Source organism: Pseudomonas sp. YeP6b (genome assembly GCF_025642995.1).
Lineage (GTDB): Bacteria > Pseudomonadota > Gammaproteobacteria > Pseudomonadales > Pseudomonadaceae > Aquipseudomonas.
On the sequence record NZ_CP080090.1, the window covers coordinates 4,440,631 to 4,455,591 of the forward strand.

Here is a 14,961-nt window from a genome sequence, read left to right on the forward strand (position 1 = left end):
GCTTGCCTGCTCCCACATTTCTGGACCGCGTTGTTTCAGTTGTTTTGCAGGCTGTGCATGATGGGTTTGAGGGCTGGATACAGCTTTAGATACGCCGCAAACGCCTGGTCATAGACCGCGACATTCTCGCGCTTGGGCTGCGCGCGCAGTTCCAACTGCACCCAGCCCGTCTCCATCTGCCCGTCACTCACCAACCCCACCGTATGCGCCGCCAGCAACGCCGCGCCCAGCGCCGCTTCCACCTCCTGCACAATGGTGTAGACCGGGTAGCGGGTGACATCCGCAATAATCTGCATCCACAAATCCGAATGGCTCGCGCCACCCACCACAATCAGGCGCGGGTCCAGCGAGTGGGCGCCTTGCGTGCCGGCGTCGATGTTGTGGCGCAGGGCGAAACTCACGCCTTCGAGCACCGCGCGGTACAGGTGGATGCGGCTGTGGTACAGGTTCAGCCCGACAAAACTGCCGCTGGCGCGGTCATCCCACACCGGGCTGCGTTCGCCCATCAAGTACGGCAGGAACAACAAGCCTTCGCTGCCCGCCGGCACCTTCATCGCGCTCTGCTCCAGCAACACCAGGCTGTCCTGCCCGGTGGCTTTGGCCTGCTGCTCCTCGGCCTGGCAGAACTGCTCGCGAAACCAACTGACCGACGCCCCGGCGGTGATCGCGCCGCCAAAGATGTACAGGTCCCGGTGGCCGTTGTAGACATGCGGCATGCTCACCAACCCGTGACGCGCGTCCACCTGCTGGTTCAGGTAGCCCCAGCACATACTGGTGCCGATCATCGCCACGTGGTTGCCCGGTTGCGTGACACCGGCCGCCAACGTTGCCATGGCCGCATCGACGCCACCGGCAAGAATCGGCGTCCCCGCCTGTAAACCAAGGCGCGTAGCCCAGGTTTCCAGCAGCCCGCCTACGACTTCACCGGAATACACCAGCCGCTCGGGCATCATCGCCAACGGAATCTCGAGTGCCGCCAGCATCTCCTCGGACCAGCGCCGTTGCGCCACGTCGTAGACGCCGCCAATATTGCCGGCGCTGCTGTGGTCCACCGCCAGCTCACCGGTCAGGCACCAGTTGATATAGCTGTTGGGCGGCAGCAGGTAACGTGTTTCTGCCCACACTTGCGGCTGATGCTGCTTGAGCCAGAGCATCTTGGTGAAGCCGTAGTAGCTGTCCACCGAGTTGCCCGTGACCGCGAACAAACGTTCCAGGTCCACATGCTCACGCACCCACGCCACCTGCTCGCCGGCGCGGCGGTCCATCCAGATCAGGCACGGGTGCAGCGGCGTGATCTGCGCATCCACGGCAATCCCCGAGCCGCCGTACAGGCTGCTGATGCACAGTGCCTTGACCTGCTGCGCGGCCACGCCGGCCTTGGCCATGCACTGCGCCACGCACGCCTCGACGGCCTCCAGCCAGACCTGCGGCCATTGTTCGGCCCAGCGCACTTTCGGGGTATCCACGCGATACCCCTGGCTGTGCTGGGCGATGATCGTGCCTTGAGCATCCACGAGCAGCGCCTTGGTGCTCTGGGTTCCTATGTCCACACCCATCACATAATTCATTTCAAATCACCGGTTTCAACAGCACCTTGATCGACTTGGTCGAGTTGGCCAGCTCGAACGCTTCGGCAAAGTTATCCAGCGGGAAGTCATGGGTGACGATGCCTTTGGAGGTGACCAGGCCGCGTTCGAACAGGTCGATGGCGATCGGGTAGCAATACGGGCCGAGGTGCGCGCCACGCACGTCCAGCTCCTTGCGGTCACCGATGATCGACCAGTCGACGCTGGTTTCGGCGCCGAACACGCTGAACTCGACAAAGCGCCCGAGCTTGCGGATCAGGTCCAGGCCTTGGGTCACACCGGCCGGCACGCCGGTGGTTTCGATGTACACGTCGCAGCCGTAATGATCGGTGAGGCCGTTGATGATCTCGCGGGCGTTGTCGCGCGATGGGTTGATCACCACGTCGGCGCCGAATTGCTTGGCCAGCTCCAGGCGCTCGTCGACCATGTCGATCACCACCAGTTTTTTCGGCGTCTTCAATGCGGCGACCTGGACCATGCACAGCCCGAGCGTGCCGGCACCGGCAATCACCACCACGTCATCGAGCTGGATTTCACCGCGGTTGACGGTGTGGATCGAGCAGGCCATCGGCTCCACCAGCGCCGAGTCCTCCAGCGACACCGATTCGGGAATTTTGTGCACGATGGCGGTCTTGGGAATGCGCATGTACTGGGCCATGCCGCCTTCGGCCACTTCACGCTGGAAGCCGAAGATGTTGTGCACTTCGCACATCCAGTATTTGCCCGACTTGCAGAAGCGGCACTTGGCGCACGGCACGATCTGCTCGGCGATCACTTTGTCGCCGACGGCGACTTCAAAGTGCTCCTCGGCGCCCTCGCCCACTTCAACCACATAGCCGAAAAACTCATGGCCCGGCACTACGGGCGCTTTGACCCACGGGTTATCGCCGCCCCAGAACATCGCCGCGCCCGAGTGGCATTTGCAGTCACTGGCGCAGATGCCGCAGGCGGCGATGCGGATCACCAGTTCATTGGGGCGCGCCTGGGGTTTGCTGATGCGCTGCAGGCGATAGTCTTTGGGGCCGTGGCAGACGACGGCTTGCATTTCGGTGTGCTTGTCCATGGGTGCAGTCCTGTAGTCAGATGAGTTTATTTATGGCGCTGACGGCTGATAAAGATCGCCAGCAAAATGATTGCGCCTTTGATCACGCTCTGAACGTAGGGCGATACGCCGAGCATGTTCAGGCCGTTGTTCAATACGCCGAGCAACATCGCGCCGAGCAAGGTGCCGACGATGACCCCGCGCCCGCCGGCAATCGAGGCGCCGCCGAGTACCACGGCAGCAATCGCATCCAGCTCGAACGACACGCCGGCATTCGGCTGGCCGCTCATCAAGCGTGAGGTCAGCACCAACCCGGCAATCGCCGCCGTCAGGCCGCTGATGCCATACACCAGCAGCTTGAAGCGCGCCGCGCGCACGCCCGACAAACGCACCGCTTCTTCATTGCCGCCGATGGCATAGATGTAGCGGCCGATGCGCGTGTGCTGCAGCAGCACGTAGGCGGCGAAGTAGGTGATGAGCATGATCAGGATCGGCACTTCGATGCCGAACAGGCGTTGGCGGCCGAAGAAGCCGAACCACTCCGGCAACCCGGAAATCGGGTAACCATCGGTGTACATCAGGCCCAGGCCACGGGCGATGCCCATGGTCGCCAGGGTGACGATGATCGGCGGCATGTGCAGGTAGGCGACGAACAGCCCGTTGCCGATGCCGAAGGCCACGCCAATCAGCATCCCGGCGCCAATCGCCAGGCCCGGCGGCAGGCCCGCGACCATCAAACCGGCGGTCAAGGTGCCGGACAGCGCCATCACCGGCCCTACCGACAAGTCGATGCCACCGGTGAGAATCACGCAGGTCATGCCCACCGCGATAATCGCGTTGATCGACACCTGGCGAGCAATGTTCGACAGGTTGCTGGTGGTCAGGAAGGTGTCGCTGGCGAGGATCATTACCAGGGTCACCACCACCAGACCCACGAATGGATAGAAGGCCGGCGAGCGCACCAGCCGCGCCAGGTGCAGGCGCAGCCGGCCGGTGTCGCCGGTGTTAATGGACGTATTCACTTGAGCCCCCTGTTGCATGGCGCATGACCTCTTGTGGGTTGACGGCAGACGCTTCGAGTACCTTGACGATGGCGCCTTTGTGGAACACGGCGACGCGGTCGCACATGCCGATGACTTCGGGCAGTTCAGAGGAAATCATGATGATGGCGTAACCCTGTTCGGTGAGGCTGCGCATCAAGGCGTAGATCTGCGCCTTGGCGCCGACGTCGATGCCGCGCGTGGGTTCGTCGAACACCAGCACGTCGCAGTGGTGGTTGATCCAGCGCGCAATCACAACCTTTTGCTGGTTGCCGCCGCTGAGGTTGAACACTCGGCTCTCGCCGCTGGGCGCTTTGATCGACAGCTGGCGCATCAGGTCTTCGACGCTGGCGCACTCCTTGGCCTTGTCGATCAGCCCCGAGGCGTTCTGGTATTTGGGCAGGTTGTTCAGGGAGATGTTTTCGCGAATGCTGAAATCGGTGATCAAGCCTTCGCTCTTGCGGCTTTCGGGCAGCAGGCCGATGCCGTGGGCCAGGGCTTGGGCCGGGTCATCAAGGGTGACTTTTTCGCCACGCAGCCACACCTCTTTGCTGACTGAGGGCAGCGCGCCCATCATGCCCAGTGCCAGTTCAGTGCGGCCGGAACCGACCAAACCGGCAAACCCGAGGATCTCGCCTTTGTGCAGTTGGAAGCTGTTGTGGGGGCCGTTACGCACCAGTTGGATGTCCTTGACCTCCAGTAACAACGGGCCACGCGCTGTGGTCGGTTTGGGCGGAAAACTGCTTTCCAGGCGACGGCCGACCATCATCTCGACGAGGCGGTCGATGTCACTGTCAGCCACATCGGTTACGCCGACATTGCCGCCGTCGCGCAATACGCTGATGCGGTCGCAAACCTGGAAGATTTCCTCCAGGTGATGGGAGATAAAAATCACCGCCACGCCTTGGCGCTTGAGTTCGCGCATGATCTCAAACAGCAGCTCGGCTTCGCTGGGCGTCAGCGTCGCGGTCGGTTCATCAAGCACCAGCAGGCGCGCATCCAGGGCCAGGGCCTTGGCAATTTCGACAAACTGCTGCTCGGCCACACTCAGGTGCTTGACCGCGCATTGCAGGTCGATGCTCACGCCCAAACGCTTGAACAACGCCTCGGCCGCCTCGACCATCTCGCGCTTGCGCAGCAGGCCGAAGCGATTGCTCAACTCGTGGCCGAGGAAGATATTTTCCACCGCCGTGAGGTAGGGAATCAGGCTGAACTCCTGGAACACGATGCCAATACCGGCGGCAATCGCATCGCGGTAGGTCGCGAACTGCTGCGCCTGGCCGTCGATCAGGATCTGCCCTTCGTCCTGATGTTCGACACCGCCGAGGATCTTCATCAGGGTCGACTTGCCCGCGCCATTTTCGCCGAGCAAGGCATGAATCTCGCCACGTTCCACTTGCAAGTTGATGGCCTTGAGGGCCTGTACGCCCGGGTAACGCTTACAGATATTTTCCAGCTTGAGAAGACTGCTCATACCACCGACCTCGTATTCAGAAGGAATGACCTAGGCCCCACGGATCACGTGGGGCCTGGGCGATTTACCAGCTGAAGTCCTTGGCTTTGGCCTGGTCGATCAAGGTGATGTCCACCGGGATGGTGGCGGGCACTTGCGAGCCCCACTTCTTGGCCAGGGCGATGCCCAGGGCCAGACGGATCTGGTCGCGCGGGTATTGCGCCGAGGTGGCAATGAACTTGCTGCCGGGTTTCTGGATCGCCTTGATCGCTTCCGGCGCGCCGTCGACGCTCACCAGTTTCACGTCCAGGCCACTGGCTTCGATGGCCGAGAGCGCGCCGAGGGAGCCGTTGTCATTCACGCTGAAAATGCCTTTGAGCGTGGGCTGGGCCTGCAGCATGTTTTCGGTGACGGTCAGCGCCTGGTCACGTTCCTGCTTGCCGTTCTGGATGCTCACGATTTTGATGTCCGGGTGCTTGGCCACGGCCTCTTTGCAGCCGCGCACACGCTCGAGGATCGGCACCACGGCGATGCCGTCGAGGATCGCGATGTTGCCTTTGTCGCCGATATTCTTGGCCAGGTATTCACAGGCCTGGAAGCCGGCGTCGAAGTTCTTCGAACCGACGAAGGAGTCCAGCGGGCCGTCGGCCTGGGCGTCTACCGCGACCACCACCACACCGGCGGCGTGGGCGGATTTGACCGCCGACTGCACGCCGACCGAATCGGTGGGGTTGATCAGCAGGATGTCGATGCCTTTTTGCAGCATGTCTTCGACGTCGCTGACTTGCTTGGAAACGTCGTGGCGAGCGTCAGTGATGATCAGTTTTGCACCGATGGTTGCACTGGCTTCTTCCAGGGCGTTTTTCATGGTGACGAAATAGGGGTTGTTGATTTCCTGGAAGGAGGCGCCGATACGGATGGGTTTGGCGGCGTCGGCGAACGCTGGGGAGGTAGAGCCGAGGGTGATGCTAACAGCCAGTAAACACAGGGTCTTCGGGAGCATTTTCATGGCGTAGTTCTCTGTTTTGTTTTTATTTTTAGAGCAAATGTTATCGATAACATTTTGCGAGAAACTAGCAAGTAAATGGAGGCTGTGCAAGCCCCCATTGGTCGCCCGGGGCTGGATACCCTTCCTGGCCCACCCTGATCAAATGTGGGAGCTGGCTTGCCTGCGATGGCATCCACTCGCTATGCCTGGTACACCGAGGTACCTGCATCGCAGCGGTGCGGCGACCCGACAAGCCAGCTCCCACCTTTGATCGCGTAGCCGGCAAAAACTCGCACATTCCCCACCACCAACTAAGCTCACCCTCTAACAAAAAACACCGAGCTGACCGCCATGGCCCACCCTACCGAGACCTTCCGCGCCCGTTATCGCGCCAACGTGAATCCCCATTACAACCCATGGCTCCACGCCTGTTTCGTGCTCGGCTACGGCATTTTCTGCATCACCCTGGCCTGGTCCTCCACCGAACACATCACCCCACTCCAGTGGCTGACGGTGCCCCTGACCCTGGTGTTCTTCAACCTGTGTATCTACCTCGTCCACCGCCACCTCGGCCACCACAAACACGCCCTCGCCAAACTGTTTTACGCGCGCCACACCGGCGACCATCACAGCTTCTTCACCCCCGGCCATATGACCTACGACAGCCCCCGGGACTGGCGCGTGATCCTGTTCCCCGCCTGGCTGATCGTGCTGCACAGCCTGGCTATCACCTTCCCCGCCTGGTGGCTGCTCAAACACCTGAGCCCGAACGTCGCCGGGCTGTTTGCCGGGTGCATGATCCTGGGCTATCTGCTTTACGAAGTGTTCCACGCCTGCGAACACCTGCCCGCCGAACACCGCGTGGCTCGCCTGCCGTGGATTCGCCAGATGCACCAACTGCACGCCCTGCATCATCGGCGCGAGCTGATGCAGGGGCGCAATTTCAATATCGTGCTACCGCTGATGGATTACCTGTTCGGCACCCTGCACTGGGAGCCGAACGCCCACGACACCCAGGAATAGTCATGAACCACCGCCGTAAAAATCTTCATCACTTGCTGTTCGTTCTGTCGCTCGCGCTGCTCGCCTTTCTGCTGCTGATGCCCACCAAAGTGCAACCGGTGAATTGGTCGCCGCCCAAGGCGCCTTCGCTGAAGGACGGCACCTACGCCGAAAACCAGCGGCTCAAGGCGGTACAAAGGATCGGCGCCCCGGACATCGCCGGGCCCGAGGCCTTGTTGCTGGATGCCCAGGGTTTTCTGCTCAGCGGCCTGCAGGATGGGCGCATCATCCGCACATCGCCCGACAGCCACACCCTGGAAGTCATCGCCACTACCGGCGGCCGCCCGCTCGGCCTGGCGCTGCACCCGGATGGGCGCTTGATCATTGCCGACGGGATCAAAGGTTTGCTCGCCCTCGATGCCAATCGCCAACTCACGCCGTTGAGCAGCAGCGAGAACGGCGTGCCGTTTGGTTTTACCAATGACGTGACAGTCGACGCCAGCGGGCGCTTTGCGTATTTCAGTGATGCATCGAGCCGCTGGGGCTACGGCCAGGATGGCGAAGCCGTGATCGAGCATGGCGGCGATGGCCGGCTGCTGCGCTATGACTTCAGCACCAGCACCACCGAGGTGTTGCTGGACCAGCTGCAATTCGCCAACGGCGTGGCGCTCGGGCCGCATGAAAGCTACGTTTTGGTGAATGAAACCGGCGCCTACCGCATCAGCCGTTACTGGCTCAAGGGCGACCGTACCGGCAGCCACGACCTGTTTATCGACAACCTGCCGGGCTTGCCGGACAACCTCAGTTTCAACGGCAGCGACCGCTTCTGGGTTGCGCTGTATTCGCCGCGCAACCCACTGCTGGATGGCTTCGCCGGTTATCCGTTGTTACGCAAGATGATGGTGCGCGCGCTGATGGTGGTGCCCAAGCCCATTGAGCGCAAAGCCTTTGTGCTGGGGCTGGACACCGACGGCAACGTCATCGCCAACTTGCAGGATGGCAGCGCGGGCAATTACTCGCCTGTCACCAGCGCGCGGGAATACGGCGACTGGTTGTACCTGGGCTCGCTGAAAAGCACGAGCATGGCGCGCCTGCCATTGAAGCTGGCGCTGGCGCAATAACGCAAAAGGGCACACCGGCGCGTGGCCGGTATGCCCTGGGTACTACAGCGCAGTCCTCTTAGTTTCGGGTGCCTATTAGTTCTTGGTGCTGCTCAGCAAGGTCTGCTTGCACAGGTGGCCGAAGCTGACGAACTGGGTATTGTCACCACCCACGCCAATGCCCGGGTACTCCAGCACTTCCACACGCCACACGCCGTAGTTGAAGTCGGTACACCAGGTGTTTTTGTAACCCTGGGCATAATCGACAAAGGTGGTCTGGAAATCACCGGAGCAGGTGCCCACATTGATCGCCCCCGTGGCGAGCCCCGAGCTGTTGGTTGTCCCCACGTAAGGCTTGTAGACGATATTGCCGGTGTTCGGGTTGATGTGCTGATCCAGGTAGACGATCGGGTGCAACCCGACCAGTGGCGCGCCCGTGCTGTCCGACAGGCCCATGGTCCAGGTCAGGTCGCGGTAGGCCTGGGTGGTCATGTAGCCGTAACCCACATCGGAAGCGGAATACGGAATGCGCAGCACATTCGACTCACCTTTCACATCAGGGCTGTTCACCCGTGGGTTGGAACCAAACGACAGGTTGTATTTGCCCGTCGCGCTCCACGCATCACCAGGGTTAGGACGCACACGCACTTTGACCACGCCGCCCACGCCTGGGCTTGGGATCGACGTCGATTTGACGGTGGTGTCCACCACCACCCACTGGTTGCCATCAAAGCGCTCCAGGATCCATTTGTTACGCGTACTGCCGCTGGCGGCATCGGCCGTCAACGCAATACCCACGCTCTGGCCGCGTACCGCCGTGAAGTCGAAATAGTCGACATCATTGAGGCTATCGGCGTTGCCGCTGATGTAGTTCAAGGTATCCGGCAGTTTGAACGCGGTATCCGCGGTGTCATTGGGTTCGAAGGCATCGATATTGGCATCGACCGCCACACCGAACTGGAAGCTCGACCCCGAGACCGCCGCATTCGCTTCCATGAACCAGTAGTAATCACCCGCCGGCAGTACGCCGCTGAGGCTTTCATCCCCGGTGCCCGGGTTGTTGGAAGTGCCCAGTGGGATCGGGTTGCCTTGGCCATCATCCTGGAAGAGGGTCAACGACATGTCGGTGCCCGCCGTCTGGCCGACCAGCAGCGCATTGATCCGGGCCTTTTTAGGCAGGTTGAAATGGTAGCACAGCAGGTTGCCGGCCTGTACGCCATTGACGGTGTACAACTGGTTAACCGCCAGCGTGGTTTCGCAGCCTGGAACCAACGCCGCTTGCACGGCGGCGGCTTGACGGGCGTCGGCTTTCTTGACCTGAGTCACAGGGGCCGGCGTGGTGTGGTCTTCCACCACCGAGTCGGCCTTGGCCTTCGCGGCAAACACTGGGTTTTTCAGTTGAGCGCCCTTGAGCAATTGCTGTTTCAGTGCAGCAGAAGCCTGGGTGGCTTGAACGTTACCTGCGGTTTTCAAGGCTTGCTTGAGCGCGGGTGGTGCTGCTTGTGCAGCCAAGTGAGGGTATTGCTCGGCCAGGGCGAAGGCCGAAACGAAGCTGGTAGCCGCCATGGCCGCGCCCAGCATAAAGGCTTTTTTCGATTTCATTTTTTATCCATCCATAGTTAAAAATTGAAGCTTGGGTGACCGGTGACATCCGGTCACCTGGGATGGACTTTAGGGCAGAGCTGTATACATGTACAGTATTTTTTTAGAGTTCAGCGTCCTTCAAATTGGGATGTCGCACCACCTGCGCCAAACGGACCAGACCACCGTTGCGATACACCAAACTAACCCAAAATTATAGGGCCACAGCACCCAGCGCTTGAGGGCTAAAGGAACCGACGCCAGTTCGGCCTCGGTCACAACACCGGCTTTCACATGGCGCTTTGAGTCGGACAGGAACTCAACAATCAACAACATGCGATATTGCCTGTCGATCCACTGGTTTCTTCTCCAAAAGCGCTTATTGCCGCGGAGCATTTCGTTGCTACTGAAGTAGCTTTCCACCTCGTCGAGTTTTGTATATTCCACAAAAAGCATCAGTCCCAAAACGACAAACATTCCAACAAACCACACGATGGTGTAACCGAGAAAAAATCCATGGCTAAACACCTTCTGGTTGGAATATCAAATCACCAGATACCTCCAAGATCTTTCCCCCATAAACACGCCACCATCGCCACCTTCATTACCTCCTGCTGCGTAACCACCTGCGGCGCCTCCAATAATTCCACAAACGATCTGGCCGGTGGCTTTCATGGAGACACCAAAAACCATGATGCAGCCGCGAAGGACCAGTTTAGCTCCCATTTTTCCACCTATAGCCGCCCCCGCCACCGATCCCACCGACTTCCCCGTTTCCACATACTTCGCCTTTCTGCACTGCGCTTCCCTTCCTGTCACACACGCCTCCTTGATTTCCAATCCCGCCACGCCCACGTCCATCGCCAACCCCACGTAAGTCCCTTTCCCCAACCACTTCGACATCTGCGCCGTCTCTCGAATCCGCTTCGCATACCCTGCTATCTCGCCTTTATGCAGATAGCTGCTGGTCGAAATCCAAAGTACCTTTTTCAACGACTGATTGCCCCGCAACCCCGTCCCGAACCGTGCTGCGCCTTGCATTTGCAAATCCAGCTGGCGGAACAACACTTGGCGCTGCTGAATAAAGGTATGCCTGTCCACCCCACCGTTCTTCAACCGCTGATGCAACCGTTCAATCTCCTCAAGCGTACCCGCCACCTCATCAAGATGCCGTGCCCAGGCCGATGTGGCACTGCCCACACCAATCGAGCCATACGCCAGAAAGCTCTGTAACAAGTCATAGTTATTGATCACCGCCGCGCCTGCCGATGCCTCCAGCCCCCGGTGAATCTCCTCGGCATAACGCATCAACCAGGCTTCTTCGGTACTGCAGCTCACGCTGTAAGTGTCAGGAATGATCACCCATTGCCCCGGCGCCACCCAGCCATTGCGCAAGTGCCGATTCAACCCATCAAAATGCTCAGCACGCTGACTGCTTGATGAGCCACCCATCAGCCGAGATTTCAAACTGTTGTAGTCCGTAGTGCGCTCATTTATGAATCCCTGCGCCATGCCTTACACCCCGGATGTAATGAAGATGGCGTCGGAATATAGGCAAGCGGCCACGGCACGGACACAAGTCCGAGAGCGGGAAATTACATTTAGGAAGTTGCCTACTTTGCAGAGAAACAGCGCCTACAAAAAGGCGCGTTTAATACCCCGTCATCTCCAGATAGCCCACGCCACCTTCAAACTGCACGGGCCCTTCCCAGTACGGGATGCTCAGGTTCATCCACGCCTTCGGGTTGACGGCCTGGGGGGTGATATCCAGTTGTTTGCTTGGGATTTTCAGCGACCAGCGCGTAGGAACAGGACGCCCGTCGATGGCGGTGGTGGACAAGGGTGTGAGCTGAATATCTTCATTGCGCAGGGTCTGGGTGTGGCCCTGCGGGTCGATCCAGGTGCCGGTCAGGTAACCCGCGCCGTCTTTTTGCCGCACCCGAAACAGCATCAACTGCTCGCCACGGTCCAGGTGCAGGGAAAACCAGTCCCAGCCAGTTTGGCTGGCCGCCAGAGGTTGGCTGCTCCATTCGCGGTCGAGCCAGGCGGGGCCACTGACCTGGTAGGTCTTGCCGTCGATGCTGACGCTGCCGGTCGCGGTAAAAAATGGCTGGCTGTAGTAGTAGGACGCTTGCCCCTGATCGGACTTGCGGCTGTAGCCGTTATCGCCTTGCAGCACCAACGGGCGGCTGGAGGTCAGGTGCAAGTCGTAGGCGAACTGCGGGCCGCAGGCAGTGAGTTGCATATCCGCCAAGGCGCTCACGGCGCCGGGGCGGGTGACGAAATTCCAGTCGTCGATCCAGGCATTGAATGGCACGGTCTGGGCCCCCGCTTGCCCGATGCCGCCACGGGCGAAGCGTTCGGCGGCGTAGTGCTGGGTGGCGGACGTCACGGCGGCGTGGCCAAGCCAGATGGTGGAGTCGTGCCAGCCGGGCTGCGTCGGCCCCGCCTTCAGCGCGTTGCGAAACAGCGTCCATTGCACGCCGAACACATTGCCTTGGGCGTCCTTGAGGTTGGCGGTGACGTACCACCACTCGATGCGAAAGCCATCATGGGGGCCGTGATCCTCAGGAAAGCTGAACACTTTACCGGGCACCACCTGGGCAAAGTCCGCGGCATCGTTGCCCAGGCCTGCGAAGCTTTCTGGCGGCGCTGGCGCCTTGTCACAGGCCGTCAGCAGCAACACAGCAGCCCACAGCAGCGCTTTAATCTTCATTGGCAAACGTCCTCAGCAAATCCGCCGGGCGGCTGCGGTACAACTGCCACAGCGGCCAGGCCGAGGCCAGCAAGGTGGCCAGCAGCGCCAGCCCCAACAATTGCGCAAGCTGCCACGGGAATACCTGCAACGGCAGGCGCCAGCCGAATGCCTGCACGTTGATCACCGCGTCCAGGCACCACGCCAGCAGCAGGCCCAATGGCAACGCCAACACCAAGGTCAGCACCGCCAGCAGCCAGGTCTGGCCCAGGTTGAGCAGCATCAATTGCCGACGCGTCACACCCAGCGCCCACAGCGGCGCGAGTTGGCCCAGGCGGCTTTGGCTCTGGGTCAGCAAGCTGATAAACAACGCCACCCCGGCGACGCCGAGGGTGAGGCTGTTCAACGCAGCCGTTGCGGCAAAGGTGCGTTCGAACACCTGGCTCGACCAGCCTTTGAGTTGCTGTTGATCGACGATGCGGCTGTCTTCCAATGCAAACGCACGCTGCACCTCGCGCACCAGCGGCGGCACATTCTGCGGCAGCACCCGCAGGTTGAAGCGGGCCGGTGTCAGCCCCGGCCAGTGCGCCAGCAGGTGCTTGGCATTGACCAGCAGATGGCCTTTGGGGTTGCCGTAGTCGGCGTAAACCCCCACCACCTTGGGGGACCAAACGCCCTCAGGCGTGGGAATAACGACCGCATCGCCGAGTCGCACCTTCAAGCGCCGCGCCAGTTGTTCGCTGAGCATCACCGTGTCGCCTTGCAGCAACTGGTCCCAAGGCTCGCTCACGCGCTCCAATAACGGCCAGTGCTGACGATAAGTGGGGTCGTCGACCACGCCGAACACGTCCGCCGGCCAGCCCTGCAACTGCACCGCGACCTGCCAGGTGGGCAGCACCGCTTGCACGAGCGGTTGCTGCGCCAACCAGGTGCTGAGCTGCTCGGCCTGGGCCGGGGTTTGCGGGTTGAGGTACAGCTCGGCCGTGAGACGTTGCTCCAACCAGTTATTGAAGGTCTGGCGAAAGCCCGAGGTCATCGAACCTGCACCGATGTTCGCCGCCAAGGCCAGCAGCAACGCCATCAGCGCCAGGCTCAAGGCCGGCAACTGCTGGCGGCAGTCGGCCAAAAACCACTGACCGAGCACTGAACGGCTACGCCCGAGCACCGCCGTCAGCAGGCCGTTGAGCACCACCGGCAAACCGAGCGCTGCCCCCAACAGCAAAGCCGCCATCAACACAAACCCGGCAGCCAGGCTGTCGCCCAGCCACAGCGCCAGCAGCGCGATCACCAGCGCGGTCGCCGCCACCCAACCCTGGCGCCGCAGCCAGCGCCCGTGCGCGTCATGCCAGGCTTGGGCATTGGCCAGCGCCAGCAGCGGCAAACGCGCCGCCCGCCACAGGCTGCTGCCACCTGCGAGCAATGCGCCGAGCAGGCTCAGGCCCAAGCCAGCCATCCACCACCATGGGCTGAGGCTCAATTGGCCCGGCACCTCGGCGCCGTACAGGCCGCGTAAACTGGCGGCCACATCCGGCAGCAACAGGCTGGCCAGCAGGTAACCGCTGGCGACGCCGAGCACGCCACCGAGCAACGACAACACGCCGAGTTCGACGCCCAGGCTCAGGATCAGCATGCGCGCACTGACCCCGCAGGCACGCAAGGTGCGCAGCAATCCACGGCGTTGCTCCAGTGCCAGGCCGATGGCGGCGTGCACAATAAACAAGCCCACCACAAACGACAAAAAGCCCAGGGCGTCGAGGTTCAGGTGAAAGCTTTCGGTGAGGCGCGCAAGGTTGTTGTCCTCGCCCTGCTTGAGTTGCAGCGCGGCAGGCGGTGTGGGATGGCGGGCGGCAAAGGCCTTGTCCAGCAGCAGGCGCGACAGTTGGCCGGGCATTTCCAGCAGCGACTGGGCGAAGCCGATATCGGTCAGCAACAGGCCCGGCGCCATGTCCGGTTGAGCCTGCAACGGCGGCAAGGCCTGCCCGCTCGCGGTCAGCGGTTGCTCACCTTCGTGCAACCCCAAGGCGACCAAGGTCTGCGGCGCGATCCAGGTACGCCCCGGCGGGTTGAAAAAAGCCAGCATTTGCGCCTGGCTCAAGCGCTGCCCCGCCACCGCGCCGCCGCCGGGCAACGACAGCGGGTCGATGCCCATCAGCTGCAGGCGTTGTGCTTCATGCCCCTTGAGCAGCAACCGGCCCTGCACCACCGGCGACACCGGCCAACCAGCGCGGCGCAGCTCGGCAAACAGTGCTTGGGGGAAGCTGGCGCCGTCTGGCGCACTCAGGCTGGCTTGCGGCTCACCGCCGATCAGTTGGCTGGCGCGTGCATAGCTGTCCCGCGCTTGGCTGTTGAGGGCCTGCACACCGGTCAACAGCGCGGTCGCCAGCCACAGGCCGGTCAGCACGCTGAAAAACTGCACCGGGTGGCGCCGCCAATGGCTGATCAGCGCACGCAACGCCCAATAAAACACCGCCATC

At 61.4% G+C, this 14,961-nt stretch carries 11 protein-coding genes and 1 pseudogene; 2 read left to right on the plus strand and 10 right to left on the minus strand.

The genetic code is table 11. The features are described 5' to 3' along the window. Positions 1-35: 35 nt before the first annotated feature. The 5 genes from KZH41_RS19905 to KZH41_RS19925 form a co-directional block, all read right to left on the minus strand. The gene (locus tag KZH41_RS19905) at positions 36-1,568 is read right to left on the minus strand and encodes an FGGY-family carbohydrate kinase (protein WP_242150889.1); all 1,533 of its coding nucleotides are present in this window, start codon (positions 1,566-1,568) and stop codon (positions 36-38) included. Between the two features lies 1 nt (position 1,569). Further along, the gene (locus tag KZH41_RS19910; RefSeq protein ID WP_094951548.1) at positions 1,570-2,649 is read right to left on the minus strand and encodes an alcohol dehydrogenase catalytic domain-containing protein; all 1,080 of its coding nucleotides are present in this window, start codon (positions 2,647-2,649) and stop codon (positions 1,570-1,572) included. 26 nt (positions 2,650-2,675) lie between these two features. After that, entirely contained in the window at positions 2,676-3,668 is a 993-nt protein-coding gene (locus tag KZH41_RS19915) for an ABC transporter permease (protein ID WP_094951553.1), read from the minus strand. Further along, positions 3,634-5,142 carry a sugar ABC transporter ATP-binding protein gene (locus KZH41_RS19920; protein WP_094951547.1) on the minus strand — a complete coding sequence of 503 codons (1,509 nt, stop codon included), beginning with the start codon at positions 5,140-5,142 and terminating at the stop codon, positions 3,634-3,636. The genes KZH41_RS19915 and KZH41_RS19920 overlap by 35 nt, the downstream gene beginning before the upstream one ends. 64 nt (positions 5,143-5,206) lie before the next feature. Continuing rightward, positions 5,207-6,130 carry a substrate-binding domain-containing protein gene (locus KZH41_RS19925; RefSeq protein ID WP_242150892.1) on the minus strand — a complete coding sequence of 308 codons (924 nt, stop codon included), beginning with the start codon at positions 6,128-6,130 and terminating at the stop codon, positions 5,207-5,209. Between the two features lie 330 nt (positions 6,131-6,460). Here KZH41_RS19925 and KZH41_RS19930 point away from each other — a divergent pair, with 330 nt between their 5' ends. Both KZH41_RS19930 and KZH41_RS19935 read left to right on the plus strand, forming a co-directional pair. Next, positions 6,461-7,132, plus strand: coding sequence for a sterol desaturase family protein (locus KZH41_RS19930; RefSeq protein ID WP_263273555.1), 672 nt, complete (start codon positions 6,461-6,463; stop codon positions 7,130-7,132). Between the two features lie 2 nt (positions 7,133-7,134). After that, positions 7,135-8,232, plus strand: coding sequence for an SMP-30/gluconolactonase/LRE family protein (locus tag KZH41_RS19935; RefSeq protein WP_263273556.1), 1,098 nt, complete (start codon positions 7,135-7,137; stop codon positions 8,230-8,232). A 75-nt stretch (positions 8,233-8,307) separates the two neighbouring features. Here the strand turns inward: KZH41_RS19935 and KZH41_RS19940 are convergent, their stop codons facing one another. The 5 genes and pseudogenes from KZH41_RS19940 to KZH41_RS19960 form a co-directional block, all read right to left on the minus strand. Further along, positions 8,308-9,813 (minus strand): hypothetical protein, encoded by a 1,506-nt coding sequence (locus tag KZH41_RS19940; protein WP_263273557.1) that lies wholly within the window; start codon positions 9,811-9,813, stop codon positions 8,308-8,310. Between the two features lie 120 nt (positions 9,814-9,933). Then, entirely contained in the window at positions 9,934-10,269 is a 336-nt protein-coding gene (locus KZH41_RS19945; RefSeq protein ID WP_263273558.1) for a hypothetical protein, read from the minus strand. A gap of 43 nt (positions 10,270-10,312) precedes the next feature. After that, positions 10,313-11,304 (minus strand): annotated as a pseudogene (locus KZH41_RS19950) (hypothetical protein). 139 nt (positions 11,305-11,443) lie between these two features. Beyond that, positions 11,444-12,508: a lipocalin-like domain-containing protein gene (locus KZH41_RS19955; RefSeq protein ID WP_263273560.1), complete on the minus strand. Its 1,065-nt coding sequence runs from the start codon at positions 12,506-12,508 to the stop codon at positions 11,444-11,446. After that, the gene (locus KZH41_RS19960) at positions 12,498-14,960 is read right to left on the minus strand and encodes an ABC transporter permease (RefSeq protein WP_263273561.1); all 2,463 of its coding nucleotides are present in this window, start codon (positions 14,958-14,960) and stop codon (positions 12,498-12,500) included. The genes KZH41_RS19955 and KZH41_RS19960 overlap by 11 nt, the downstream gene beginning before the upstream one ends. Position 14,961: the final 1 nt, after the last annotated feature.